We start from the raw sequence: 25,815 nt of genomic DNA, 5'->3' as shown, positions 1-25,815 counted from the left end.
AGGCAGGGTCAGGCCGCGTAGGCCTGTTGGGAAAGCGGCGCCAGGGCCGGCACGGGTTGGGCTTGCGGCGCGTATTCGGGCAGCAGCTCGCTCAATTCCGAGCCGTAGAGATCGCGCAACATGGCGGGGGTCAGCGCAGCCGAGGGGCCGTCGTAGACCACCTTGCCATGGCGCAGCGCCACCACCCGCGGGCAGTAGCGCAGGGCCACCTCGACCTGGTGCAGCGACACCACCACCGCCACCTTGCGGCTGCGGTTGATCTGCGCCAGCGTGTCCATCACGCGGCGCGACGATTCGGGATCGAGCGAAGCGATGGGCTCGTCGGCCAGGATCACGCGGGCGTTCTGCACCAGCGTGCGGGCGATCGCGGCGCGCTGCTGCTGACCGCCGGACAGCGTCGAAGCACGCTGAAATGCATAGTCGTCTATACCAACCTGGGCAAGCGCGTCGAGCCCCTGGCGCACTTCGGCGCGCAGGAACACGCGCGTCAGGCTGCGCCACACCGGCACGCGCGGCAGCAGGCCGGTCAACACATTGGTGATCACCGGCAGGCGACCCACCAGATTGAACTGCTGGAACACGAAGCCGATGCCGGCGCGCGCGGCGCGCACATTGCGCGACAGACGCCCATGGCGCTGGATCAACTGGCCATTGACAGTGACGCTGCCCTGGCCCGCGTCGCCCGCCACGAAACCGGCCAGGTGGCGCAGCAGCGTCGACTTGCCGGAACCCGAGGCGCCCAGCAGCGCGACCATCTCGCCGTCCGCCACGCGCAGATCGACGTTGTCCAGCGCCAGCGCGCCGGGGTGGAAGGACTTGCTCAGCCCCTGAACTTCGATGGCGTAGGTCATCGTTGAATCCCCTTGGTTTGATTCATTCGCGCATTCTGTTTTCGCGGCATGACAGCGCGATGACCCGGGAATCGAATCATTTGGCGGAAAATCGGGGCCAAGGCAACCGACTGAAAGACCTCTGTCATACAAGGCCGCGCCGCGGCCGCGCGCGGCGGGTATAGTCAAACCACCCTCCTTTCCGACAGGCGGTCATCATGCTCAACGGTTCCTGCCTTTGCGGCCGTGTGGCCTACCACATCACCGGCCCGCTCACCGACGCGCTCAATTGCCATTGCGCCATGTGCCGCAAATCGCACGGCGCCGCGTTCCGCAGCCGCGCCACCGTGCAGGCCGGGGACTTCGCCTGGACCAAGGGCGAAAACCACGTCACCTGGTACTGCTCCTCGCCTGGCACCTACCGTGGCTTCTGCGAAGCCTGCGGCACGCCGCTGCTCAGCCGCTTCGATCAGACGCCCGACATCTACGGCCTGCCGCTGGGCGCGCTGGACGACGATCCCGGCATCAAACCGGCCGCGCACTGCCACGTGGCGAGCAAGGCGCCGTGGTTCGACATCACAGATTCCCTGCCGCAATACCCCGAGGCCTGCGAAGACGCCGGGACGGCATTGCCGCACGCGGTCACTTGAGACGGTTACATAAAAATTCAACCAGATCGTTGAATGCGGCTCGCCGGAAAGGCTATATTCAACCTTATGGTTGAATCACTGTCTCCCCCGTCCCTCGATGCCGTATTTCGAGCGCTGGCCGATCCCACGCGCCGCGACATGCTGCACTGCCTGGCCGGCGGAGACCGGACCATCGGTGAACTGGCCGCGCCCCTGCGCATGAGTTTCGCCGGCGCCTCCAAGCATGTGCAGGCGCTGGAACGGGCCGGCCTGCTGCGGCGCACCGTCAAGGGCCGCAGCCACGTGTGCAGCCTGAACCCGGCCCCGATGGCCGAGGCCATGCAATGGCTGCGCTTCTATGAACATTTCTGGTCGGGCCGGCTGGACGCGCTCGAAGCCGCGCTGGCCGCCCATGCGCCCCGGCCGGATTCCCAGGAGATCCCCCATGAGTGATTACGGTGTCGTCACCAGCCCCACGTCCCTTTGCTTCACCCGCATCCTGCCCGGCGGGGTGGAACGGGTCTGGGCCTTCCTGACCGAGTCCGACAAGCGCGGCCTATGGCTGGCCAGCGGCGACATGGAGCTGCGCGAGGGCGGCGGCGTGACGCTGCGCTTCGTGCATGCCGATCTCTCCTCGGTGCCCGAACCGGCCCCCGAGCCGTACAAACCGTATGAAAACGGCGTCACCACGCACGGCGTCATCACCCGCTGCGAACCGCCGCGGCTACTGGCGTTCACCTGGGGCGGCTCGCAGGGCGAACCGTCCGAAGTCACCTTTGAACTGTCCCCCGAAGGTAACGACACGCGGCTGGTGCTGACCCACCGCAAACTGGCCTCGCGCGCCGACATGATCGACGTGGCCGGCGGCTGGCACACCCACCTGGAGGTGCTGGCGGCGCGCCTGGCCGGCCGTGCGCCCGGCCCATTCTGGTCGGCGCTGCTGCGCTGGGAAGCCGACTACCAGGCGCGCATCCCGGCGTGATCGCGGCGCCACCCGGGCGAAGCCCGGCGGCCGCGGCCGGATCGCGCGCGGCGCAGTCGCCCAGCAGCAACTATCACGCCGTCCCGGAGCATAAAAACTGGCTAATCATCGCGCTTTGCAGTAACATAAGTGCGTGATTTTTCCGCAAAAACCGGGCTTCGTTCCCAACATCGAGTGCCAACCCACGGTGGCAGTCTGAATACCTCCCCGCAGTGGTGGGTCATGTCGGACTTACGCCCGGCATGCCTGTGGCACGGCAACCGGTTTTCTTGGGTGAACCCTGCCCCCGCCCCGCGGCGCATTGCGCGTTGCCCGGCATCGCAGCAGACACTCCAACCGCTTCTTCCGGCAACGCGCCACAAGCGCCGCCCCGCGACCAAGCTGCGCTTCGCGCACACAGCCCTCGCGGCGCGAGTATCCGTCATTTCAGACATCCACTCGGGATGCCATGGCCCATACCCGCGCCTGCCCGGACGTTTTACGTTCAACCGCAGGACCTGGCTAACAGAGTCCGACGCGCCCGCTGCCCCAGGCGGCGTGCCATGCCGACGGCATGGCGGCGCGTATTGATCAAGGAGTAGAGAATGGCTAAAGAAGAACTCATCGAACTGGACGGCATCGTTGACGAAGTGCTGCCCGATAGCCGCTACCGCGTCACCCTGGACAACGGCATCGAAGTGGGCGCCTACGCCTCCGGCCGCATCCGCAAGCACCGCATCCGCATCCTGGCCGGCGACCGCGTCACCCTGGAAATGTCCCCGTACGACCTGACCAAGGGCCGCATCAACTTCCGCCACAAGGACGAACGCGGCCCGGCCCCGAGCCGTCCCCAGCATCACCGCCGCTGATCGGCGCGGCCGGCGCTCGCAGGCCTGCCGCCTCCCGGCGGCCAGGGCGCGGCCTTAAAACCGCCCGCGCCTTGTCGTAGTAATGCGCAAGACCCCGGTTCGTGAAAGAATGGCGCTCCGCCCGGCGCCAGGCCCGGCGGCAACGCATGGCGCAGCAAGATGGATCTGAAACAGGAATTGAAAGAAGCGGCTGACCAGCTCTCCCTGACGCGAAGACGTTTCGCCAAGGGGGAAGAAGGCCTGCGCCTGCTGCGCCAATCGCGCGAAGCCTTCATCCACAGCCTGCGCAACACCGGCCTGACCTACGCCGAAGCCAAGACCAAGTACGACAACTGCCTGGACGACCAGGAAGTGCAGTTGCACGACATGATGGAACAGATGCGCTACGCCGAGCGCATGCACCAGTACATCCTGCACCGCATCGCCATGCAGCAGGCGCAGGAAACGGCCGCGCCGCAGGCGGCGACCGCCTGAAGACGGTCGCGTCCGGCCTCAGGGCTTGAAGGCGCCGATGAAAATGGCGGGATCGACCCGCGCATCATTCAAACTGACATTCCAGTGCAGATGTGGCCCGGTGGCGCGCCCCGTGGCCCCGACCCTGCCCACCACGCCGCCGCGCGGCACCGTGTCGCCCACCTTCACGTCGATCGCCGACATGTGGCAGAACATGCTCACGAAGCCCTGGCCATGGTCCAGGAAGACGGTCTTGCCGTTGAAGAAGTAGTCACCCACCAACGACACCACTCCCGCGGCCGGCGCCTTGATCGGCGTGCCGGCCGGCACCGCGAAATCCAGGCCCGAGTGCGGATTGCGCTCTTCGCCGTTGAAAAAACGCCGCAACCCAAAGGGGCTGGATAGACGGCCGCCCTTGACGGGCCGGTCCAGCAGCAGGTTGCTGGGCGTGACGCCGGCGCGATAGGCGCGGTAGGCGGCGCTCTGCTCGGCCATTTCGCGCTCGATGCGCCGCATGTCATCGGGATTCGGATTGACCTGGCGCGGGTTCTTCAGGGTGATGTGCTGCGCCACGTAATCCTTGGCCCCCACCGTGAAAGGCAGCTGGCGCGCGCCGGCGGCATCGCGCAGCGTGATTTCCTGCGGGCCGGGCTTGACCGCCAGCGGAATACCCACCACGGCGATCCATTGCCGGCCCGCTTCGCGCACCACCAACACGCGGCGATCGCGGTAGCTCGCTTCGGGCGCGATCGCGGCATCGCCCAGGGACAGCACCGCGACGCCTCCCGGCACCGGCGCATCGAGCTTGCGGCTGATGAAGCCGCCCGACGGCGCGGGCGGCGCCTGCCTGGCGCGGACCGGCAGGGCCAGACCCACGGCCGCCGCGGCCAGGCCCAGCCGCAGCATGTCCCGACGCGCCGGCATCACGGTTGCAGGCAGAGGTTGGCGGGCTCGATCAGGCTCTGATCACGGCGGGCGATGCGGGTCGACAGACGGGCCTCGGTCTTGCCTTTCCAGGTCGTCGTGGTCAGCACCGCTTCGACCCCCAGGCTGTCGCTCTGGATCAGTTCGAAGCCATTGCGCACCGCCTTGCGCTCGAAATTCACGTCCATGCCCTTCCAGGCCGCGGCCACGCAATTGGTGTAGTCCTCGGCCGTGCGCTGGGTCGAACCATAGAACACCGGATCGCGCTGCCGGACGTCTTTGACGTTGGCGCAGGCCGACACGGCGAGCAGGACAGCGGTAAGGGACAAGGCGGTGCGGACCTTCATATCGGGACTCTCAAGCGATGGATGGAAAGCAGCGGCCAACTATACCGCAGCGTCCGAGGACGGCTGCGGGCGGCGCGCGGACTTGGGGCGGAAGGCGGCGATGACCTCGGGACGGGTCTCGGCGTAGGGGCCGCCGATCAGGTCGATGCAATAGGGCACGGCGGCGAAAATGCCCGGCACCTGCACCGCGCCGTCGTCGGCCCGCAGGCCTTCGAGGGTCTCGCGGATCGCCTTGGGCTGGCCCGGCAGGTTGATGATCAGGGCGGCGTGGGCAGGCCGTTCGCGGATCACGGCGACCTGGCGCGACAGAATCGCGGTGGGCACGAAGCGCAGGCTGATCTGGCGCATCTGCTCGCCAAAACCCGGCATTTCCTTGGTGCCGACCGCCAGCGTGGCCTCGGGCGTGACGTCGCGCCGCGCCGGGCCGGTGCCGCCCGTGGTCAGCACCAGATCGCAGCCACAGGTGTCGACCAGTTCGATGAGCGTCTCGGAAATGCGCGGCGCCTCGTCGGGAATCAGGCGCTCGACCGCCTGCCAGGGCGAGGCCAGGGCCGCGCCCAGCCACTCGCGCAGGGCGGGCAGCCCCTGGTCTTGATAGCTGCCGGCCGAGGCGCGGTCGGAGATCGACACCAGGCCGATGATCAGTTCGTCGGGGTGGCGGCGGGCGATGCGGGTAGGGGCGGTCATGGGCGGTTGGGCGTAAAGGCAATGGGAACAGAGCGGGGGCCGGCCGGTGGCGGGTCTGCGGGACCGGCCGCCAGACAAGGATGCTATCGCATTCTCCGCCGGCCGGGCCCCGCGCAGGCCGGCGCCGCCGGCGCACACCGAGAAAAGTGCCGGGAGCAACCAGGGACGGGTCACAAATCTGTAATAATCTGGGCTCGCCGGAACCTCCCCCCGCCTCCCAATGTCCTCCCTCTTTCACGGCCTAGATTTCTGGGTCGGCCTCAGCCTCGTCCTGGCCCTGACATTCGTCCTGGCCTTCGAATTCATCAATGGTTTCCACGATACGGCCAACGCGGTCGCCACGGTGATCTACACCAAGGCCATGCCGCCCCACCTGGCGGTCGTGCTGTCCGGTATCTTCAACTTCCTCGGCGTGCTGCTGGGCGGCGTGGGCGTGGCCTACGCCATCGTCCACTTGCTGCCGGTGGAACTGCTGATCAACGTCGACACCGGGCGCGGTCTGGCAATGGTGTTCGCCATGCTGGCCGCGGCCATCGCCTGGAACCTGGGCACCTGGTACTTCGGCATCCCGGCCTCCAGCTCGCACACGCTGATCGGCTCGATTCTGGGCGTGGGCCTGGCCAACGCGCTGATCACCGACCTGCCGCTGGCCGACGGCGTGAACTGGGGCAAGGCGATCGACATCGGCGCCTCGCTGGTGGTGTCGCCGGTGGCCGGCTTCCTGGTGGCGGGCGCGTTGCTGCTGGCGCTCAAGCGCTGGCTGCCGCTGTCCAAGATGCACAAGACGCCCGAACAGCGCCGCGCCATCGACAACAAGAAGCACCCGCCGTTCTGGAACCGCCTGGTGCTGGTGCTGTCGGCCATGGGCGTGAGCTTCGTGCACGGCTCGAACGACGGCCAGAAAGGCATCGGCCTGATCATGCTGGTGCTGATCGGCATCGTGCCGGCCAACTTCGTGCTCGACACCAACAGCACCACCTACCAGATCGAGCGCACGCGCGATGCCGCCACCCACCTGAGCGCGTTCTATCTGCGCAACGAAGCCATGCTGGGCGACTTCCCGGCGCTCAAGCGCGCCGGTTCGGCCTCGGACCTGCCGCGCAATTTCCGCTGCGATCCGGAACTGACGCTGCCCACCATCGACGCCTTGCAGGCCGACCTGCGCGGCGTCAGCAACTACGCTGACCTGTCGGCCGCCAAGCGCATCGACGTGCGCCGCTACCTGCTGTGCCTGGACGACACCGCCAAGAAGGCGGCGCGCATCGAAGGCCTGCCGGCGCGCGAGCGCACCGACCTGCAACGCCTGCGCGCCGACCTGACCGCCACCACCGAATACGCGCCCTTCTGGGTGATCGTGGCCGTGGCGCTGGCGCTGGGCGCCGGCACCATGGTCGGCTGGCGCCGCGTGGTGCTGACGGTGGGCGAGAAAATCGGCAAGCAGGGCATGACCTACGCGCAAGGCATGTCGGCGCAATTGACGGCGGTCGGCGCCATCGGCCTGGCCAACGTCTTCAGCCTGCCGGTGTCCACCACCCACGTGCTGTCGTCCGGCGTGGCCGGCACCATGATCGCCAACAAGAGCGGCCTGCAGGGCGGCACGGTGCGCAATATCCTGCTGGCCTGGATCCTGACCCTGCCGGCCTCGATGCTGCTGGCGGCCGGCCTGTTCTGGGTCGGCGTGCAGATCGCCGGCTGACGCGCCCACCGGCCGCGCAGCGCATCTGCCCGGCCGGCGCAACACAGTGGCTACCGCGCCGGGCTATCTCCGGCGCGGGCGCGCTTCTACCATGGCGCCATGGCTACCTCTTCCCCCATCCTGCATTACCTCTACGATCCGCTCTGCGGCTGGTGCTACGGCGCCGCGCCGCTGGTGGAGGCCGCCCGCGGCATCGACGGCCTGGCCATTGCGTTGCACGGCGGCGGCATGATGACCGGCGCCAACCGCCAACCGGTCACCGAGGCCTTGCGCCGCTACGTCGTGCCGCACGATGAACGCATCGCCGGCCTGACCGGCCAGGCGTTCGGCCCGGATTATTTCGACGGCCTGCTGCGCGACAGCGGCGCGGTGTTCGATTCGGCTCCGCCCACCACCGCCATCCTGGCCGCGCAGGCGCTGGACGGCCGCGGCCTGAACCTGCTGCAACGGCTGCAACGCGCCCACTACGTGGAAGGCCGGCGCATCGCCGACCCGGCCGAACTGCGGCGCCAGGCCGGGCAGATCGGGCTGGACGGCGCAGCCTTCCAGTCCGCCTACGCCGCGGCCGAAGGCGCGGCCACCGAACGCCACATTGCCGAGAGCCGCGCCCTGCTCAGGCAGGTGCGCGGCTCGGGCTTTCCGACGCTGGCGCTGGAACGCGATGGCGCCTGTGAGCTGCTGGAACCGGCCCGCTTCCTGGGCCGCCCGTCGCAATGGCAGGCGGACCTGCGCGCACGCCTGGCGTGATCAGCCTTGCCCGATGCCGCCGTCGCGCGGCAATGCGCGGTGCATCGCCGGACGCGCCGCCAACCGTTCGGCATCGGCTGAGAACACCGGATGCCCGTCCGCCGCGACAGGCCCGCGCCCTATTCCTCGGCGCCCAGCGCGCGTAACTGCGCCTTCAGGCGGCGCACTTCCTGGCTCAGGTCCAGGATCAGCGCCACGGCGTCCAGGCCCGCCCCGAAGTCACGCTCCAGGCGGCGGGCGTGCAGCGCGCGCTGCAGGTCGACGCTGTAGAAGCGCCATTCGGCCGGACGCGGACCGCGGGCGTCGACGATGCCGACCTCCACCAGTTGCGCGACCCATTCGACCTCGGCGCAGCAGGCGCGGGCCAGGTCGTCGGCGCTGAGCGGCTGTGACTTGTCCACCACGGTGGCGCTGCTGATGACGATTTTTTTCATGCTCAGACCCCCAGGTGGCGGCGCGGGTTGAACGGCAGTTCCTGCTGCAGCTTGCGGTAGGCCTCCTTGGCCGCCTCGCTGTCGGCCGGCGGCAACGCCAGATCCAGCACCAGGTACAGGTCGCCAGGCGGATCGCCCGGAATGCCGCGGCCGCGCAGCCGCAACTTGCGGCCATTGCCCGACCCCGCCGGCACCGAGACCTCGACCGTGCCGCCGGGCGTGGGCGCATTGACCTTGGCGCCCAGCGCCGCTTCCCAGGGCGCCACCGGCAGCGTCATGTACAGGTCGCGGCCTTCGACACGGTAGCGGGGGTGGGGCTTGAAGCGCACCTCCAGGTACAGGTCGCCGTTCTCGCCGCCGCCATAGCCCGGCATGCCCTGCCCGGACAGGCGGATGAACTGGCCTTCGCGCACCCCCGGCGGGATGCGCACGCTGAGCGTGCGGGTCTGCATCTGCGGGCGCCCCTGGTCGTCGAGCTTCATGGCGCGCAGGCTGATGTCGCGGGTCGCGCCTTGCAACGCGTCTTCCAGGTCGACCTCGATGGCCGCGTGGTGATCGTCGCCACGGGCGCGAAACGCCTGTTCATGGCCCCGCCCCGCGCCGCGCTGGCCGCGGCCGCCGAACAGCGACGAGAAGAACTCGCTGAACTGGGCCTCTTCGCCCGACGCGGGGCCGCGATGGAACTCGAAGCCCTCGTCCCATCCCGGCGGCGGCTGGAAGCCCCCGCCCGGCGACACGCCGGCGGCAAGGTTGTCGTAGGCCTCGCGCTTTTCCTTGTCGCGCAGCACGTCGTAGGCTTCGTTGACATCGCGCATGCGCGCCTCGGCGTCGCTTTCCTTGCTGACGTCGGGGTGGTATTTGCGGGCGAGCTTGCGGTAGGAGCGGCGAATTTCGTCTTCGGTGGCGCCGCGCTCCACACCAAGAATGCTGTAGTAGTCCTTGAACTCCATTTTCCAGCCCATGGTAAGGGTTGCAGCCAAAGGCGGCTCGCGCCGGATTCGGCCCTGATTGGAAAGAAGATAGGGGTTACGGGGCGATTTTTCAATGCGTTTCGTCAGTCAGGCCGCTTCGCGCATAATGAGCGGTCGCATCGCCCGCCGCCGGGCGGGGCGAGCCATCGCCAACGAACAGGAACCGATCGTGCTGGAAATCATCGACGTCGACTTCAACAACCCGGAACACGGCCAGCAGGTCATGGCCATGCTCAACGAGTATGCCAGCGGCCCCATGGGCGGCAACACGCCCCTGCCCGAGTACGCGCAGCGCAACCTGATCGCGGAACTGGCGAAACGGCCGACGGCGCGCGCGCTGCTGGCGCGGGTCGATGGCGCGGCCGCCGGTGTGGCCATCTATATCGAGGGCTTCTCGACCTTCGCCTGTCGGCCGCTGTTGAACCTGCACGACCTGGCCGTCTCGCCGCGCTTCCAGGGCCAGGGCGTGGGCAAGCAGTTGCTGGCCGCGCTGGAAGATCGCGCCCAACGCCTGGGCTGCTGCAAGATCACGCTGGAAGTGCTGGAAGGCAATCAGGTGGCCCAGGGCCTGTACCGCAAGCTGGGCTACGAAGGCTACTCGCTGGACGAAGCGACCGGCCGCGCCATGTTCTGGCAGAAGAAACTGGCCGCCTGACCCCCGCATCCGCATTACCACGGCGCCCGTGAGCGCGCCGCCACCAGGAAATCCACCATGAAGATGAGCAACATCCCCTTCGGCACCACCGACTGGTCCGAGGTCGAACCCACCGAGCACCCCGGCGATACCGGCATGGCCTACTGGCGCACCCGCCAGTTCGGCGACCTGCGCGTGCGCATGGTCGAATACACGCCGGGCTACCTGGCGGATCATTGGTGCAGCAAGGGCCACATCCTGTTGTGCCTCGAAGGCGAACTGCACACCGAGCTGGAAGACGGCCGCACCTTCGTGCTGACGCCCGGCATGAGCTACCAGGTGGCCGACCAGGCTGAGCCGCACCGCTCGTCCACAGCCGTCGGCGCCAAGCTGTTCATCGTCGACTGACGCGCGGGCGCGACACGCTGAATTTCAGTTGCGTTACGCTTTGCGCTGCGCCGCCTCGCGCGGCCACTATTCAACCGCCTGACCGGAGATGCACTTGGGCGCCCCGTTTACGCTGTACGTCGATTCCCAGTTCCTGAGCCCCTACGCCCTGTCGGTCTATGTGGCGCTGGCCGAGAAAAAGCTGCCGTTCGAGGTGCGCCTGATCGACCTCGAGGCCGGCGAACAGCGCATGCAGCCGTACCAGTGCCGCGCCCTGACCGCGCGCGTGCCGGCGCTGACCCACGGCGACTTCAACCTGACCGAATCGACCGCCATCGCGGAATACCTGGAAGACCTGTATCCGGCGCCGGCCTGTACCGCGCTGTATCCGGCCCAGCCGCGTGAACGTGCCCGCGCCCGCCAGTTGCAGGCCTGGCTGCGCAGCGACCTGGCCGCCCTGCGTCAGGAACGTCCGACCGAGGGGGTGTTCCATGGTGAAGCCGGCCAGCCGCTGTCGGACGCCGGCCATGCGGCCGCGGCCAAACTGATCCAGGTGGCCAGCGCGCTGATCGGCGCCGGCCAGGCCAGCCTGTTCGACGCCTGGAGCATCGCCGATCTGGACCTTGCGGTGGCGCTGCGGCGCCTGTGGCAGGACGAACTGCCCGAGTCGCTGCGCGCCTATGTCGAAATCCAGTGGCAACGGCCCTCGGTCCGGCAGTGGCTGGACCACAACGCCGCCGCCCGCGCCTAGCCCGGCCACCGCGGAGAACGCCATGCAATTGCTGGATCACGTCTCCATCAGCGTCGCCGGGCTCGACAGCGCCCGGCCGTTCTACGACGCCGTCATGGCCGCCCTGGGCGCGGTCAAGGTCTACGACCAGACCGACGCGCTGGGCTACGGCGAGCGCTGCCGCCCCGGCGACGCCGGCCACACCTACCTGAGCGTGCAGGCCGACCCCGCCGCCTCGCCCACGCCGCCGGCACGCCGCCATTGGTGCTTCAAGGCCGCCAGCCGCGCTGCGGTGGACGCCTTCCATGCCGCCGGCCTGGCCCACGGCGGGCGCGACGCGGGGCCCCCGGGGCCGCGTCCGCAGTACCATCCGCATTACTACGCCGCTTTCCTGTCGGACCCGTCGGGCAACCGCATCGAAGCCGTCTGCCACGACGCGCCATGAGGCCCGGCGCGGCGCTGCAATCAAGAAGGGACAGATAGTTCCGGGCATTTGACTTGCATCAACCGTCCCCATGTTGCGATGCAACATCCATTCAGGTGTAATGGGGGGGTCAAGTCAGCTGGTTCCACTTGAGGAACCGGGCCGGCAGCCCCCGCTGCCGGGAGCTACCTACAGGAGATCGCCATGGCCGGATCCGGCAACGATCGCGTTTCGGCGCCGTCCTTCAACCCCTGGACGGCCGCCTATGAATATGCCGTGGACGCGTGGCAGCGCGGCGTGCTGTACGCAGACGTCATGCGCCAACGCGGCAACCAGTACCACGAACACATGGCCAAGCGGGCCCCCAACGTGCTCAGCATGGAGTACGAACTGGTGCTGGACGGCCGCGAGCTGCCGCGCCCGGTCAATTACGGCCTGCTGCGCATCAAGCCGCCCGAGGGCGTGGTGGTGGACCCGATCAAGCGCCCCTTCCTGGTGGTCGACCCGCGCGCCGGACACGGCCCCGGCATCGGCGGCTTCAAGCCCGAGAGCGAGATCGGCGTGGCGGTGCGCGCCGGCCACCCCTGCTATTTCGCCACCTTCCTGCCCCAACCCGTGCCGACCCAGACCGTCGAAGACGTGATGAAGGCCGAGGCCCATTTCCTGGAAACCATCATCGCGCGCCACCCGGACGCCGAAGGCAAGCCAGTGGTGGTGGCCAATTGCCAGGCCGGCTGGCAGATCATGATGACCGCCGCCGTACGTCCCGAGCTGTTCGGCCCCATCATCATCGCCGGCGCGCCGCTGTCCTACTGGGCCGGCTGGCGCGGCATGAACCCGATGCGCTACGCTGGCGGCCTGCTCGGCGGCAGCTGGCTCACCGCCCTGACCAGCGACCTGGGCAACGGCAAGTTCGACGGCGCCTGGCTGGTGCAGAACTTCGAGAACCTCAACCCCGCCAACACGCTCTGGTCCAAGCAATACAACCTGTATTCCAAAGTCGACACCGAAGCCGGCCGCTATCTGAGCTTCGAGAAATGGTGGGGCGGCCACGTGTTCCTGAACGGGCCGGAAATCCAGTACATCGTCGACAACCTGTTCGTCGGCAACCGCCTCTCGACCGCCGGGCTGGTGACCTCCGACGGCATCCGCATCGACCTGCGCAACATTCGCTCGCCGATCGTGGTGTTCTGCTCCAAGGGCGACAACATCACCCCGCCGCCGCAGGCGCTGGGCTGGATCCCCGACCTGTACCAGGACGATGCCGAAGTGCTGGCGCACGACCAGACCATCGTCTATGCCGTGCACGAAAGCATCGGCCACCTGGGCATCTTCGTGTCAGGCAGCGTGGCGCGCAAGGAGCACCAGGAATTCACCTCCAACATCGACATGATCGATGTGCTGCCGCCGGGCATCTACCAGGCCGAGATCACCGACAAGACCCCCGACACGCCCAACGCCGATCTGGCCTACGGCAACTACGTGCTGTCGTTCGAGCAGCGCAACATGGACGACGTGCGCGCCATCGTCGAGCGCAAGGAAGATGACGACCTGCGCTTTGCCGCCGTGGCCCGCATCTCCGACATCAACCTGGGCATGTACCGCAGCTTCCTGCAGCCGTGGCTGCGCGCCCTGGTGACGCCACAATCGGCCGAGTGGAGCCAGCGCCTGCATCCCCTGCGCCTGCCGTATGAACTGGTGTCCGACCGCAATCCGCTGATCGCCCCGATCGCCCAGGTCGCCGAGCGGGTGCGCGAGCACCGCCAGCCGGTGGCGCCCGACAATCCGTTCCTGCAGGCCCAGGAGATGATGTCCAAGCTGATCGAGACCAGCCTGAACATCTTCCAGGAACTGCGCGACTCGGCCGATGAGCGCACGTTCATGAACGTGTATGGCTCGCCGCTGGTCCAGGACATGGCCGGCCTGGGGGCCAAGGAAGGGCCGCCGCGCCGCCACCCGGGCGTCTCGCCGGAACACCGCCGCTTCATGCAAGAACGAGCCGCCGAGTTGCGATCGCTGCTGCAGGAAGGCGGCCTGCGCGTGGCCGCCATCCGCATGCTGCTGTACGTGGCCGGCGCCGAGGGTGGCCTGGACGAGCGCAGCTTCGCGCTGATCCGCAAGATGCGGGCCGAAGCGGGCAACGCCATGACCTTGCAGGAATTCAAGGACATCACCCGCGACCAGGCCATGATGATGCGGCTCGATTCGGCCGCCGTGCTCAAGACCATGCCGCATTTGCTGGAAGACGCCACGCCGGCCGCCATCCGCGAGGCGCTGGCCATGATGAAGCACGTGCTGGAAGCCGCCGAGCCCCTGAGTCCGGCCGCCCGCGCCAGCCTGGCCGAGATGGAACAGATCTTCGAGACCGCCGCGCGCCGCGCGCAGCAGCAAGCGCCAGCGCCGCGCGCGCGCAAGGCGGTGCGGGCCGCGACCGCCCGTATCGAGCCGCCCGCCGACGCCAAGCCCGCCCCCGCCCGGAAGCAGGCCGCCGCCCGCAAAAAGGCTGCCGCCCCCGCCACGCGCGTCCGCAAACCCGCCACCGCCAAGGCCAAACCAGAATGAGCCTGCCCCCCTCGACACACTACGACAAGCTCATCGCGCGCGCCCAGACCCTGGCGCCCACCCCCTGCGCCATCGCCCATCCCTGCGACGAACCGTCGCTGTCGGCCGCGCTCGAAGCGCGCGACCTCGGGCTGCTGCACCCCATCCTGGTGGGGCCGGAACACAAGATCCGCGACACCGCCGCGCAATACCGGCTCCACCTGGGCGACGCCCGCATCGTCGATGCCCCGCACAGCCACGCCGCGGCCGAATGCGCGGTCGCGCTGGTGCGCGGCGGCGAGGCCGCGCTGCTGATGAAAGGCAGCCTGCACACCGACGAGCTGATGCACGAGGTGGTGGCGCGCGCCACCGGCCTGCGCAGCGGCCGGCGTATCAGCCATGTCTTCATCATGGAAGTGCCGACCTACCCCGAGCCGCTGTTCATCACCGACGCGGCCATCAACATCTTCCCGGACCTGGAAACCAAGGCCGACATCATCCGCAACGTCATCGACCTGCACCACGGCCTGGGCCTGGGCGAACCGCGCGTGGCGATCCTGTCGGCGGTGGAACAGGTCACGCCCAACATCCCCAGCACCATCGAGGCCGCCGCGCTGTGCAAGATGGCCGACCGTGGCCAGATTGTCGGCGGCGTACTCGACGGCCCGCTGGCGCTGGACAACGCCATCAGCCCCGACGCCGCCCGCATCAAGGGCATCCGTTCGCTGGTGGCGGGCGTGGCCCAGGTGCTGGTGGTGCCCGACCTGGAAGCCGGCAATATGCTGGCCAAGAACCTGACGTTTCTGGCCAATGCCGAGGCCGCCGGCATCGTGCTGGGCGCGCGCGTGCCGATCATCCTGACCAGCCGCGCCGACAGCCCGCGCTCGCGCCTGGCCTCGTGCGCGGTGGCGGCGATCTACGCGAACCACCTGGCCACGCAGCAGGCGCGTGCGCTGGCCTGAAGCGGCGGGCCCGGCTTGGATCGACACCCCCGCGCACGCGGCGCGGAGCGATCCATCCCGGCCCCGCCTTGTCCGTTCGTTGCAACCGGAGGCGATCGCCCCATGTCCGACACCATCCTCGTCATCAACGCCGGCAGTTCCAGCATCAAGTTCTACCTGTACGACATCGACGACAAGCAGGCGCTGGCGCCGCGGCTGGGCGGCCAGCTCGAAGGCATCGGCACCAGTCATCCGCGCCTGCGGGTGCGCGACGCGGCCGGCCACACGCTGGTGGAACGCGACATTGCGCCCAGCCACGCGCCCGACGTGCCCAACGGCCAGGAGGTGGTCGGCACCTGGCTCAGCGGCCACCTGGGCGGGGCGCCGCTGGCGGTGGGCCACCGCGTGGTGCACGGCGGCCCCGACCTGGCCGAGCCGGTACTGATCGACGACGCCATCCTCGCCAGGCTCGACACCCTCACGCCGCTGGCGCCGCTGCATCAGCCCAACAACCTGGCGCCGATCCGCGTGATCCGCGAGCGGCGCCCCTGGATCCCGCAGGTGGCCTGTTTCGACACCGCCTTCCACCGTAGCCATTCCGACGTCGCCGACCGCTACGCGCTGCCCGAATCGCTCTACCAGCAAGGCGTGCGCCGCTACGGCTTCCATGGGCTGTCGTACGAGTACATCGCGCAGCGGCTGCGCCAGGCGCTGCCCGAGATCGCCATGGGCAGGATCATCGCCGCGCACCTGGGCTCGGGCGTATCCGCCTGCGCCATGCACCAGGGCAAAAGCGTCGACAGCACCATGGGCTTCACCGCCCTCGAAGGCCTGCCGATGGGCACGCGTCCGGGCCGCCTGGATGCGGGCGTGGTGCTGTGGATGATGGAGCAGGGCATGTCGCACGACGAGATCGAGCATATGCTGTATCACGACTGCGGCATGAAGGGACTGTCCGGCATCAGCAACGACATGCGCGAACTGCTGGCCAGCGACGCGCCGTCGGCCAAGCTGGCGCTGAAGTACTTCGCCTGGCGTGTGGCCGAAGGCATGATCGGGCTGGGCTGCGCCATGAATGGCATCGACGGCATTGTCTTCACCGCCGGCGTCGGCGAGAACTCGGCCGAGATCCGCCAGGCCATCAGCGAACACTGGGGCTGGCTCGGCATCAAGCTCGACCCGGAACGCAACGCGCGTCACGGGCCGCGCATTTCCAGCGACGACAGCCGCATCGGCGTATACGTGGTGCGCACCAACGAAGAGCTGATCATCGCCCAGCACACCCTGGCCCTGGTGCAACAGCGATGAACGCGCCGCTTCCCCTCGCCGGCAAGCGCGGCCTGGTCACCGGCATCGCCAACGCCGACTCCATCGCCTGGGGCTGCGCCAAGGCGTTCCGTGCCCTGGGCGCGGAACTGGCGGTGACCTACCTGAACGACAAGGCGCGCCCGCACGTCGAGCCGCTGGCGCGCCAGGTCGACGCGCCGCTGCTGCTGCCGCTGGACCTGCTGCGCGAGGGCGAACTGGAGGCCGTGTTCGAGCGCATCACCCGCGAATGGGGCGGCCTGGACTTCGTGCTGCACTCCATCGCCTACGCCCCGCGCGAAGACCTGCACGGCCGCGTCACCGACTGCTCGCGCGACGGCTTCCTCACGGCCATGGACGTGTCGTGCTGGTCGTTCATTCGCATGGCCAAACTGGCCGAGCCGCTGATGCCGGCCGGCGGCACCTTGTTCTGCATGAGCTACTACGGCTCGCAGATGGTGGTCGAGCACTACAACATGATGGGCCCGGTGAAGGCCGCGCTGGAATCGGCCACCCGCTACCTGGCGGCCGAGCTTGGCCCGCAGGGCATCCGCGTGCACGCCATTTCACCCGGGCCGCTCAAGACCCGCGCCGCCTCGGGCATCGCCGAGTTCGATGCGTTGCTCGACCGCGCCCAGGCCAAGGCGCCAGCCCGCAGCCTGGTGTCGATCGACGACGTCGGCGAGGCTACCGCCTGGCTTGCCACCGATGCCGCCCGCCGCATGACCGGCCAGACGCTGTACATCGACGGCGGTTATCACATCATCGATTGAAGGCACGTCAGGCCAGCGTTGCCGGCGCCGGCCCCTGGCGCCAGCGCTCGATGGCCTCGACCGCCTGTTCGGGCGTGGGGAAGATCTTGTCGCGGCCTATGCGCTCGGCCAGGCCGGAGCGCTCCAGCGCCAGGCGGAACTGGCCGTGGCCGCCGGCCACCAGCAGCACCATATCGCGGTCGCGCAGTTCGCGCCGCAATTCATACAGCGCCTCGATCGCGTCGGCATCGGCCTGCGTCATGGCCTCGGCGTCGAGCACGAACCAGGTGGCGTCGCCGGCCTGCTCGATGACCTCGCGCGCGCGGCGGCGGAACGCGTCGGCATTGAAGAACCACACCGAGGATTCGAACAGCCAGATCACCGTGCCCGGCACCGGTTGGGCCTGCGGGTTCAGGTGCATCTTGCCCAGCACCGATTCGCCCGGCAGACGGCCCAGCAAGGCATCGCGCGGATTGCCCGAGACGTACATGGCGTACAGCAGCGTGGCGCCCACCGACACCGCCACGCCCTGCAGCACGCCGAAGCCCACCACCCCCACCGCCGCCAGGATGCCGAACGCCAGTTCGATGCGCGAGATGCGCGCCAGCCGCATGAAGGCCTGGCCATCGAACAGGCTGGCGGCCGCCAGCAGCAGGATGGCCGATAACACCGCCTGCGGCAGCCAATAGAGCGGCGCGCTCAGCAGGCCCACCACTACCGCCAGCGCCAGCGCCGCGCTCACGCCCACCAGCGGCGACGACCCGCCGGCGGCCAGGCCCACCGCCGTGCGTGAATCGGCGCCTGTCACCACAAACCCCTGGAACAATCCCGCCGCCACGTTGGCCGCACCGAAACCGACCAGCTCGCGGTTCGGATCGACATGCTCGCCGGTGCGCGCGGCGAAGCTGCGCGCGGTCACGATGCCGCTGGAAAAACTCACCACCAGCACCCCCGCCGCGCCCAGCAGGAGGTCGTCCACGCCCTCCAGCCGCACCGGCAGTCGCAGGGCCGGCAGTCCGGCCGGCACTTCGCCCACCACGGCGATGCCGAGACGGGGAAAATCGAACAGCCACGACAGCAGACAGGCCCCCACCACCAGCATGATCGGTCCGGGCCAGGTCGGCCGCCAACGCTTGATGGCGACCAACAGCAGGCACGACGCGATCCCCAGGCACAGGGTCGGTATGCGGATCTCGGACACGCGCCGCGTAAGTTCCAGGAACGGATGCACCAGACCGCTGTTGCGCAGCCCCACCCCGGTCAGGCCGCTCAATTGCGAGATCGCCAACGTCACCGCCACGCCCGCCATGTAGCCGATCAGCACCGGCCGCGACAGCAGGTTCGCCAGCACGCCCAGGCGCAGCAGCCGCGCGATCAGGCATCCCACGCCCACCGTCAGCGCGATGCCGGTCGCGGCCATCAGGCGCTCCTCGGGCGAGGTCAGCGCCATGCTGGTCAGGGTTGCCGCGATCAGCGTGCAGGTGGCGGTGTCCGGCCCCACGATCAACGTGCGCGAGGAACCGAACAGCGCATAGCCCAACATGCCGGCGATCGCCGCCCACAGGCCCGCCACCGGCGGGACGCCCATCATCGCCGCGTACGCCAGCCCCACCGGCAACGCCACCGCGGCCACGCTCAGGCCTGCGGCGATGTCGCGGCCGGCGGACTGCCGGGTCATGCCCCGCAGATTGTTCAGGCCAGGAAGAAAGCGTAGGTTCATGGGACTGCGGGACAGGCGAAATAGGACCGAAGAACCGCAGAGCGCGGGCGAGCGCCAAGCCTACACCAGTCCGGCCGCCCCGCATCGGCGGCAGATCAAATCCGCGTGTGCCTGCCTGCCCCTTCATTCCAAAAAGGAATGTATTTTCTTAAATATTTATCCCTTTTTATCAAGTGCCAATTTGCGTAGAGTCGTGCCACCCCATACGCGGCACCAATGCCGCACGCAGGCTGTCGCCGACAGCCCCCGATAACAAACAGCGCGGCCGTCCCCCGGACCGCGCAAACAGGAGACTCCATGCCGCACGCATTCCTGCGTCGCGCCGCCAGCGCGCTCGCACTGGCCGCGTTCGCCGCCTTCCCCGCCCTGTCGCAGGCCCAGGCCTATCCCGACCACCCCATCAAGCTGGTCGTGCCCTGGCCCCCGGGCGGCGCCACCGACGCCCTGGGCCGCATGCTGGCGCAACGCCTGAGCGAGCGCCTGGGCCAGACCGTGATCGTCGACAACAAGGCGGGGGCCGGCGGCAATATCGGCACCGCCGCCTTCGTGCGCGAAAAGCCCGACGGCTATACGCTGCTGGTCGCCACCAGCTCCACCAATGCCGCCAACCCGCATCTGTACGCGCGCCTGGGCTTCGATCCGGTCAAGGACTTCGCCCCTATCGCCTTTGTGGCCGAAATTCCCAATATCCTGGAAGTGCCGAAGCAGTCGCCCTACCAGTCCGTGCGGCAGTTGATCGACGCCGCCAAGGCCGCGCCCGGCAAGCTCAATTATGGTTCTGGCGGCGTCGGCTCGTCGCAGCACCTGGCCGGCTCCATGTTCAACGCCCGCACCGGCGTCGACATCCTGCACATCCCCTACAAAGGCAGCGGTCCGGCCGTCTCCGACCTGCTCGCCGGCCAGGTCGACATGATGATCGACACCGGTTCGCTGGCCCAGGTCCAGGCCGGCGCCCTGCGCGCCCTCGCCGTCGCCGCGCGCCAGCGCCTGCCCGCGCTGCCGAACGTGCCAACCTTCGCCGAAGCCGGCGTCAGCGATATGTATGCCTCCGCCTGGTACGGCATCGTCGCGCCGGCCGGCACGCCCGACGCCATCGTCCAGCGGCTGAACCACGACATCAACGCCATCACCGCCGACCCCGCCATGCGCCAGCGCATGGAATCCATGGGCGCCATCGTCCCCGCCGGCCAGACCCCCGCCCAGTTCGGCGCCTTCATGCGCAGCGAGATCGACCGCTACGCCGGCATCGTCAAACTCTCAGGCGCGAAGATGGAATAAACGCCGCGAACCCGCGCGCGCAGCGGCGGGCTCGATCCCCGCCCGGGCGCAGCGGCGGAAAGCGCCCATGAAAAAGCCGCTCCGGAAGGAGCGGCTTTCTGATCGAATCAGGCCGACTTAGTTGGCCCGCTCTTCCAGCACGGCCACCGCCGGCAAGGTCTTGCCTTCCAGGAACTCCAGGAATGCGCCGCCACCGGTCGAGATATAGCCCACCTGATCGCCGATGCCATACTTGGCGATCGCCGCCAGCGTGTCGCCGCCGCCCGCGATCGAAAAGCCCTCGGAATCGGCGATCGCCTGCGCCACCACCTTGGTGCCATTGGCGAACTGGTCGAACTCGAACACGCCCACCGGACCGTTCCACACGATGGTGCCGGCGCTCTTCAGGATTTCGGCCAGTTGCTGCGCGGTCTGCGGGCCGATATCCAGGATCATGTCGTCGGCGGCAACCGCATCGGCCGCCTTCACCGTGGCTTCGGCGTCCGCGCCGAAGGCCTTGGCGCACACCACGTCCACCGGGATCGGCACATCCGCGCCGCGCTGCTTCATCAGCTCGATCACGGCGCGCGCCTGATCCACCTGGTCCGGCTCGGCCAGCGACTTGCCGATCGGCAGCCCCGCCGCCAGCATGAAGGTGTTGGCGATGCCGCCGCCCACCACCAACTGATCGACCTTGTCGGCCAGCGATTGCAGGATCGACAGCTTGGTCGACACCTTGGAACCGCCGACGATCGCCACCAGCGGGCGCTTGGGCTCATGCAGCGCGCGGCCCAGCGCGTCCAGTTCGGCTTCCAGCAGCGGGCCGGCGCAGGCCACCGGCGCGAAGCGCGCGATGCCGTGCGTGGTGGCCTCGGCGCGGTGCGCCGTGCCGAAAGCGTCGTTGACGTAGACGTCGCACAGCGCCGCCATCTTGCGTGACAGCGCCTCGTCGTCCTTTTTCTCGCCGACGTTGACGCGGCAGTTTTCCAGCAGCACCACCAGGCCCGGCTCGACCTTGACGCCGTCGACCCAGTCGCGCACCAGCGGCACCGGCATGCCGAGCAGCTCGGACAGGCGCTGGCCGACCTTGGCCAGCGAATCGGCTTCGGTCAGCTCGCCTTCCTTGGGACGGCCCAGGTGCGAGGTGACCATCACCGCGGCGCCGGCGTCCAGCGCCAGGCGGATGCCGGGCACCGAGGCGCGGATGCGGGTGTCTTCGGAAATGCGGCCGGCGTCGTCGAACGGCACGTTCAGATCGGCGCGGATGAACACGCGCTTGCCGGACAGGGCGCCGGCCTTGGCCAGCGCGGACAGGGTATTGACCTTGGGCATATGCTTTGCTTCTCCTAGAGTTGGCGAGCAAAGGGGACGAACCCGCCTTCCGCCGTGGCGGAAAACCTGTTCGTCCCCTTCGACCCGACAGCGGTGCTTACTTGGCCGACATCAGCGCGACGGTGGTGTCGAGCATGCGGTTCGAGAAGCCCCACTCGTTGTCGTACCAGGACGAAACCTTGACCAGGCGGCCCGAGACCTTGGTCAGCGACGCGTCGACGGTGCTGGAGGCCGGGTTGTGGTTGTAGTCCACCGAGACCAGGGGCTCGGTGTTGTAGTCCAGGATGCCCTTGAGCTCGCCTTCCGAGGCGGCCTTCAGGATGCCGTTCACTTCCTCGACGGTCGTGTCGCGCTTGGCCACGAAGGACAGGTCGACGATCGACACGTTGATGGTCGGGACGCGGATGGCGTAGCCGTCCAGCTTGCCGTTCAGTTCCGGCAGCACCAGGCCGACCGCGGCGGCGGCGCCGGTCTTGGTCGGGATCATGCTCATGGTGGCCGAACGCGCGCGGCGCAGGTCTTCGTGGTAGACGTCGGTCAGGACCTGGTCGTTGGTGTAGGCGTGGACGGTCGTCATCAGGCCGTTTTCCAGGCCCAGCTTGTCGTTCAGCGGCTTGACCAGCGGGGCCAGGCAGTTGGTGGTGCACGAGGCGTTCGAGATGACGGTGTCGGAGGCCTTCAGCACGCCGTGGTTGACGCCGTAGACGACGGTGGCGTCAACGTCCTTGCCACCGGGAGCCGAGATGATGACCTTCTTGGCGCCGCCCTTGATGTGCGCGCCGGCCTTTTCCTTGGTGGTGAAGAAGCCGGTGCATTCCAGCACCACGTCGACCTTCAGCTCGCCCCACGGCAGTTCGGCCGGGTTGCGGTTGGCCAGCACGCGGATCTTGTCGCCGTTGACGACCATGAACTCGCCGTCGACCTCGACGGTGCCCGGGAACTTGCCGTGGGCGGTGTCGTAGCGGGTCAGGTGGGCGTTGGTCTTGGGATCGCCCAGGTCGTTGATGGCGACGATTTCGATATCGTGCTTCTTGCCACCTTCGTAGTGGGCACGCAGGATGTTGCGGCCGATGCGACCGTAACCGTTGATGGCGACGCGAATGGTCATGACTAGGCTCCTTTTTTACAGAACTTGCTTGACGGTCTCGGCCACCTTGTCGGCGGTCAGCCCGAAGAACTTGAACAGCGCGCCGGCCGGGGCGGATTCGCCGTAGCGGTCGATGCCGACCACGGCGCCTTCCAGGCCCACGTACTTGTGCCAGAAGGCGGTCACGCCGGCCTCGACGGCCACGCGCGGCAGGCCCTTGGGCAGCACCGACTGCTTCCAGGCGGCGTCCTGCTTGTCGAACACGTCGGTGCTCGGCATGGACACCACGCGCACCGCGATGCCTTCCTTGGCCAGCTGGGCTTGCGCGTCCAGGGCGATGGCGACTTCGGAACCGGTGGCGATGATCACGGCACGGGCGCCTTCGGCGTCGCGCAGCACATAACCGCCGCGGGCGATGGCGTCCACGGTGGCGGCATCGCGCTGCACGAACGGCAGGTTCTGGCGCGACAGCAGCAGCGCCGTCGGGCCGCCGTCATGCACGTCCATGCCGATGCTGGCCGGACGCGTCACGGCGGCGTTCCAGGCCACGGCGGTCTCGGCCGTGTCGCAGGGGCGCCAGAGCGACAGGTTGGGAATCAGGCGCAGGCTGGCGGCGTGCTCGATCGACTGGTGGGTCGGGCCGTCTTCGCCCAGGCCGATGGAGTCGTGCGTGAACACGTGCACCACGCGTTGCCTCATCAGCGCGGCCATGCGGATGGCGTTGCGCGAGTAGTCGGAGAAGGTCAGGAAGGTGCCGCCGAACGGCAGGTAGCCGCCATGCAGCGCCACGCCATTCATGATGGCGGCCATGCCGAACTCGCGCACGCCGTAGTTGATGTGGCGGCCGAACTGGATGCCCTTGTCGCCGGCGCGCACGGCGGCCACGTCCTTCCAGTCGGTGAAGTTGGAGCCGGTCAGGTCGGCCGAGCCGCCGAGCATTTCCGGCAGCGCGGCGGCCAGCGCCGTGATCGCGAACTGCGAAGCCTTGCGGGTGGCGACGGTTTCGGCCTTTTCCAGCGTGGCATTCAGGAACGCCTGGAACTGTTCGGCGTAGCCGGCCGGCAGTTTGCCCTGCATGCGGCGGGTGAACTCGGCGGCCTCGGCCGGGAATTCGGCGGCGTAGGCGTCGAACGCCGACTGCCATTCGGCCTGCGCGGCGGCGCCGGTCTTGCGGCCGTCCCAGCCGTCGTAGATGTCCTGCGGGATCTGGAACGGCTCGGCCGACCAGCCCAGCGCGGCGCGGGTGGCGGCGATCTCGTCCTTGCCCAGCGGGGCGCCGTGCACGTTGTGGGTGCCGGCCATGTTGGGCGAACCCTTGCCGATGACGGTGCGGCAGACGATCAGCGTGGGCTTTTCCGATTGCGCGCGGGCGGCCTTGATAGCGGCGTCCACGGCGGCGGCGTCGTGGCCATCGACGCCACGGATGACGTTCCAGCCGTAGCCTTCGAAGCGCTTGGCGGTGTCGTCGGCGAACCAGTGCTCGACGTGGCCGTCGATGGAAATGCCGTTGTCGTCGTACAGCACCACCAGCTTGGACAGCTTGAGGGTGCCGGCCAGCGAGCACACTTCGTGCGAAATGCCTTCCATCAGGCAGCCGTCGCCGGTGAAGGCGTAGGTGTGGTGGTCGACGATGGTGTGGCCGGGCTTGTTGAACTCGGCGGCCAGCAGCGCTTCGGCCAGCGCCATGCCGACGGCATTACCCAGGCCCTGGCCCAGCGGGCCGGTGGTGGTTTCCACGCCCGGCGTGATGCCCACTTCGGGGTGGCCCGGCGTCTTGGAATGCAGTTGGCGGAAATTCTTCAGTTCTTCGATCGGCAGGTCGTAGCCGGTCAGGTGCAGCAGCGCGTAGATCAGCATCGAGCCGTGGCCGTTGGACAGCACGAAGCGGTCGCGGTTGGCCCAGGCGGGATCCTTGGGGTTGTGGCGCAGATTGCCGATCCAGAGGGCCTGGGCGATTTCCGCCATGCCCATGGGAGCGCCCGGGTGCCCGGAGTTCGCTTGTTGCACGGCATCCATCGCGAGGACGCGGATGGCATCCGCCAAGGCAAGTTTAGGGGCGGTCGGATTGCTCATTCGGAAGGCTCTTTGAAGCTGGCTCGCCCATGCAGGAAATGGGGGCCAGTTGAGTAGGTTGCGAAGCAGACGATTTTAACACCTGGGGATGGCCCGGCCGGCGGCCGCTGGCGGGGTCCGCCAGATGGACGATGCCCCCTGGGTGAAACATGGGCTCCAAGGGTGGCAACCCCAATGGCATGGCGTCGTTCCCGCGCCGCCAACCTGATCGGCCGGGGCATCGAGGTGGTAGGCTACACGCTCAGCCAACCTCTCAGGTAACCTGTAGCCGGGCCGCCCCAGCCTGCGGCCCCGGGGCCTGCGCCCTGCCCCACGTCCGCCGTCCGTCCATTACTGCAACACCCATGTCCGCTCCCCGCTTCTTCTGCGACGCTCCCTTGTCCGCCGGCGCCCGCATCGCCCTGCCCGAGTCCCTGGCGCACCACGCCATCCGGGTGCTGCGGCTGCGCGCGGGCGAAACCGTGGTGCTGTTCAACGGCCAGGGCGGCGAATATCCGGCGGTGCTGGACATCGAGGGCAAGGCCGGCTTCGCCCAACTGGGCGCGTTCGATCCGCGCGAAGCCGAGTTGGCCGGGCGCATCACCCTGGTGCAGGGCCTGCCGTCCGGCGACAAGATGGACTGGGTGGTGGAAAAGGCCGTGGAACTGGGCGCCGCCCGGGTCTGTCCCATCGCCGCGCAGCGCAGCGTGCTGCAGCTGACTGGCCCGCGCCTGGAAAAAAGGGTGACCCACTGGCAGCGCATCGCCCAGTCGGCCGCCGAGCAATGCGGCCGCAACCGCCTGATGGCGGTCGACGCGCCCGTGGCGCTGGCCGACTGGCTGGCGCAGCCTACCGACGGCCTGCGTCTGTTATGCCACCCGGAGGCCGACACCGACGTGGCCGGTCTGCTTGGCGCCACGCCTGGCCTGGCGTCCCTGACGCTGCTGGTCGGCCCCGAAGGGGGCTGGTCGGACAAGGAATTGGCCCAGGCGCGCGAGGCGGGCGTGCACGCCGTCAGGTTCGGCCCACGGGTGCTGCGCACCGAGACCGCCGGATTGGCATTGATATCCGCCGCCAGCGCCGTGCTGGGCTGGTAGCGGCGAAA

Annotated in this window: 27 protein-coding genes; 17 read left to right on the top strand and 10 right to left on the bottom strand. The window is 68.5% G+C overall.

Annotation, left to right across the window (positions count from 1 at the left end; translation table 11 throughout):
* Window positions 1-8: 8 nt before the first annotated feature.
* The gene (phnC, locus tag K2W61_RS14055; protein WP_175133851.1) at window positions 9-851 is read right to left on the bottom strand and encodes a phosphonate ABC transporter ATP-binding protein; all 843 of its coding nucleotides are present in this window, start codon (window positions 849-851) and stop codon (window positions 9-11) included.
* Window positions 852-1,048: 197 nt separating this feature from the next.
* On the opposite strand from phnC, the gene K2W61_RS14050 reads away from it, so the two are divergent.
* The 5 genes from K2W61_RS14050 (at window position 1,049) to K2W61_RS14030 (ending at window position 3,763) form a co-directional block, all read left to right on the top strand.
* Window positions 1,049-1,480: a GFA family protein gene (locus tag K2W61_RS14050; protein WP_175133853.1), complete on the top strand. Its 432-nt coding sequence runs from the start codon at window positions 1,049-1,051 to the stop codon at window positions 1,478-1,480.
* Window positions 1,481-1,546: 66 nt separating this feature from the next.
* Window positions 1,547-1,912 carry an ArsR/SmtB family transcription factor gene (locus K2W61_RS14045; RefSeq protein WP_236755858.1) on the top strand — a complete coding sequence of 122 codons (366 nt, stop codon included), beginning with the start codon at window positions 1,547-1,549 and terminating at the stop codon, window positions 1,910-1,912.
* On the top strand, window positions 1,905-2,441 hold the full coding sequence (locus tag K2W61_RS14040; protein WP_175141593.1) for an SRPBCC family protein: 537 nt from the start codon (window positions 1,905-1,907) through the stop codon (window positions 2,439-2,441). The genes K2W61_RS14045 and K2W61_RS14040 overlap by 8 nt, the downstream gene beginning before the upstream one ends.
* Window positions 2,442-3,025: 584 nt before the next feature.
* Window positions 3,026-3,289 carry a translation initiation factor IF-1 gene (gene infA / locus K2W61_RS14035; protein ID WP_175133858.1) on the top strand — a complete coding sequence of 88 codons (264 nt, stop codon included), beginning with the start codon at window positions 3,026-3,028 and terminating at the stop codon, window positions 3,287-3,289.
* A 159-nt stretch (window positions 3,290-3,448) separates the two neighbouring features.
* Window positions 3,449-3,763, top strand: a complete 315-nt coding sequence (locus tag K2W61_RS14030) for a hypothetical protein (RefSeq protein ID WP_175133859.1) — start codon at window positions 3,449-3,451, stop codon at window positions 3,761-3,763.
* 18 nt (window positions 3,764-3,781) lie between these two features.
* Here the strand turns inward: K2W61_RS14030 and K2W61_RS14025 are convergent, their stop codons facing one another.
* From K2W61_RS14025 to mog, 3 genes are read right to left on the bottom strand one after another with little or no spacing between them, the layout of a single operon-like run.
* Window positions 3,782-4,633, bottom strand: coding sequence for a peptidoglycan DD-metalloendopeptidase family protein (locus K2W61_RS14025; RefSeq protein ID WP_419761646.1), 852 nt, complete (start codon window positions 4,631-4,633; stop codon window positions 3,782-3,784).
* A gap of 32 nt (window positions 4,634-4,665) precedes the next feature.
* Window positions 4,666-5,013, bottom strand: coding sequence for a hypothetical protein (locus K2W61_RS14020; protein ID WP_175133860.1), 348 nt, complete (start codon window positions 5,011-5,013; stop codon window positions 4,666-4,668).
* A gap of 39 nt (window positions 5,014-5,052) precedes the next feature.
* Complete coding sequence (mog, locus tag K2W61_RS14015; RefSeq protein WP_175133861.1) at window positions 5,053-5,700, bottom strand: molybdopterin adenylyltransferase; 648 nt, start codon at window positions 5,698-5,700, stop codon at window positions 5,053-5,055.
* Window positions 5,701-5,920: 220 nt separating this feature from the next.
* Here mog and K2W61_RS14010 point away from each other — a divergent pair, with 220 nt between their 5' ends.
* Both K2W61_RS14010 and K2W61_RS14005 read left to right on the top strand, forming a co-directional pair.
* Window positions 5,921-7,396 carry an inorganic phosphate transporter gene (locus K2W61_RS14010; protein ID WP_175133862.1) on the top strand — a complete coding sequence of 492 codons (1,476 nt, stop codon included), beginning with the start codon at window positions 5,921-5,923 and terminating at the stop codon, window positions 7,394-7,396.
* Window positions 7,397-7,495: 99 nt separating this feature from the next.
* Window positions 7,496-8,143 (top strand): DsbA family protein, encoded by a 648-nt coding sequence (locus tag K2W61_RS14005; RefSeq protein WP_236755857.1) that lies wholly within the window; start codon window positions 7,496-7,498, stop codon window positions 8,141-8,143.
* A 119-nt stretch (window positions 8,144-8,262) separates the two neighbouring features.
* On the opposite strand, the gene K2W61_RS14000 is transcribed toward K2W61_RS14005, so the two are convergent.
* Window positions 8,263-8,577: a chaperone modulator CbpM gene (locus K2W61_RS14000; RefSeq protein ID WP_175133864.1), complete on the bottom strand. Its 315-nt coding sequence runs from the start codon at window positions 8,575-8,577 to the stop codon at window positions 8,263-8,265.
* Between the two features lie 2 nt (window positions 8,578-8,579).
* Window positions 8,580-9,527: a DnaJ C-terminal domain-containing protein gene (locus K2W61_RS13995; protein WP_175141605.1), complete on the bottom strand. Its 948-nt coding sequence runs from the start codon at window positions 9,525-9,527 to the stop codon at window positions 8,580-8,582.
* Between the two features lie 190 nt (window positions 9,528-9,717).
* Here K2W61_RS13995 and K2W61_RS13990 point away from each other — a divergent pair, with 190 nt between their 5' ends.
* The 8 genes from K2W61_RS13990 to fabI all read left to right on the top strand — a co-directional run bounded on the left by K2W61_RS13990 (window position 9,718) and on the right by fabI (window position 17,283).
* On the top strand, window positions 9,718-10,203 hold the full coding sequence (locus tag K2W61_RS13990; protein ID WP_175141606.1) for a GNAT family N-acetyltransferase: 486 nt from the start codon (window positions 9,718-9,720) through the stop codon (window positions 10,201-10,203).
* 57 nt (window positions 10,204-10,260) lie between these two features.
* A complete protein-coding gene (locus tag K2W61_RS13985; protein ID WP_175133865.1) occupies window positions 10,261-10,590 on the top strand; it encodes a DHCW motif cupin fold protein in 330 nt (109 codons plus the stop codon).
* Between the two features lie 94 nt (window positions 10,591-10,684).
* Window positions 10,685-11,320, top strand: coding sequence for a glutathione transferase (yfcF, locus tag K2W61_RS13980; RefSeq protein WP_175133866.1), 636 nt, complete (start codon window positions 10,685-10,687; stop codon window positions 11,318-11,320).
* 22 nt (window positions 11,321-11,342) lie between these two features.
* Window positions 11,343-11,744 carry a VOC family protein gene (locus K2W61_RS13975; protein ID WP_236755856.1) on the top strand — a complete coding sequence of 134 codons (402 nt, stop codon included), beginning with the start codon at window positions 11,343-11,345 and terminating at the stop codon, window positions 11,742-11,744.
* A gap of 183 nt (window positions 11,745-11,927) precedes the next feature.
* Complete coding sequence (locus K2W61_RS13970) at window positions 11,928-14,285, top strand: DUF3141 domain-containing protein (RefSeq protein WP_175133868.1); 2,358 nt, start codon at window positions 11,928-11,930, stop codon at window positions 14,283-14,285.
* Window positions 14,282-15,226 carry a phosphate acetyltransferase gene (locus K2W61_RS13965; protein WP_175141599.1) on the top strand — a complete coding sequence of 315 codons (945 nt, stop codon included), beginning with the start codon at window positions 14,282-14,284 and terminating at the stop codon, window positions 15,224-15,226. The genes K2W61_RS13970 and K2W61_RS13965 overlap by 4 nt, the downstream gene beginning before the upstream one ends.
* 102 nt (window positions 15,227-15,328) lie before the next feature.
* On the top strand, window positions 15,329-16,513 hold the full coding sequence (locus tag K2W61_RS13960) for an acetate/propionate family kinase (RefSeq protein WP_236755855.1): 1,185 nt from the start codon (window positions 15,329-15,331) through the stop codon (window positions 16,511-16,513).
* Window positions 16,510-17,283: an enoyl-ACP reductase FabI gene (gene fabI / locus K2W61_RS13955; protein WP_175133871.1), complete on the top strand. Its 774-nt coding sequence runs from the start codon at window positions 16,510-16,512 to the stop codon at window positions 17,281-17,283. The genes K2W61_RS13960 and fabI overlap by 4 nt, the downstream gene beginning before the upstream one ends.
* A 7-nt stretch (window positions 17,284-17,290) precedes the next feature.
* Here fabI and K2W61_RS13950 read toward each other — a convergent pair whose 3' ends face one another.
* Window positions 17,291-18,982, bottom strand: coding sequence for a SulP family inorganic anion transporter (locus K2W61_RS13950; RefSeq protein ID WP_175133872.1), 1,692 nt, complete (start codon window positions 18,980-18,982; stop codon window positions 17,291-17,293).
* Window positions 18,983-19,279: 297 nt separating this feature from the next.
* On the opposite strand from K2W61_RS13950, the gene K2W61_RS13945 reads away from it, so the two are divergent.
* Complete coding sequence (locus K2W61_RS13945; RefSeq protein ID WP_175133873.1) at window positions 19,280-20,260, top strand: Bug family tripartite tricarboxylate transporter substrate binding protein; 981 nt, start codon at window positions 19,280-19,282, stop codon at window positions 20,258-20,260.
* Between the two features lie 117 nt (window positions 20,261-20,377).
* On the opposite strand, the gene K2W61_RS13940 is transcribed toward K2W61_RS13945, so the two are convergent.
* From K2W61_RS13940 to tkt, 3 genes are all read right to left on the bottom strand, one after another.
* Window positions 20,378-21,571 carry a phosphoglycerate kinase gene (locus K2W61_RS13940; RefSeq protein ID WP_175133874.1) on the bottom strand — a complete coding sequence of 398 codons (1,194 nt, stop codon included), beginning with the start codon at window positions 21,569-21,571 and terminating at the stop codon, window positions 20,378-20,380.
* A gap of 97 nt (window positions 21,572-21,668) precedes the next feature.
* The gene (gap, locus tag K2W61_RS13935) at window positions 21,669-22,679 is read right to left on the bottom strand and encodes a type I glyceraldehyde-3-phosphate dehydrogenase (RefSeq protein ID WP_175133875.1); all 1,011 of its coding nucleotides are present in this window, start codon (window positions 22,677-22,679) and stop codon (window positions 21,669-21,671) included.
* Between the two features lie 15 nt (window positions 22,680-22,694).
* Window positions 22,695-24,731, bottom strand: a complete 2,037-nt coding sequence (gene tkt / locus K2W61_RS13930; protein ID WP_236755854.1) for a transketolase — start codon at window positions 24,729-24,731, stop codon at window positions 22,695-22,697.
* A 344-nt stretch (window positions 24,732-25,075) separates the two neighbouring features.
* Between tkt and K2W61_RS13925 the strand changes: the two genes are divergently transcribed.
* Complete coding sequence (locus tag K2W61_RS13925) at window positions 25,076-25,807, top strand: 16S rRNA (uracil(1498)-N(3))-methyltransferase (RefSeq protein WP_236755853.1); 732 nt, start codon at window positions 25,076-25,078, stop codon at window positions 25,805-25,807.
* Window positions 25,808-25,815: the final 8 nt, after the last annotated feature.

Origin of the sequence: Achromobacter pulmonis (assembly GCF_021733725.1) — a bacterium.
Lineage (GTDB): Bacteria > Pseudomonadota > Gammaproteobacteria > Burkholderiales > Burkholderiaceae_B > Achromobacter > Achromobacter pulmonis.
Note: the sequence above shows the minus strand (reverse complement) of the source record. Positions and strands in the feature narration are given on the sequence as shown.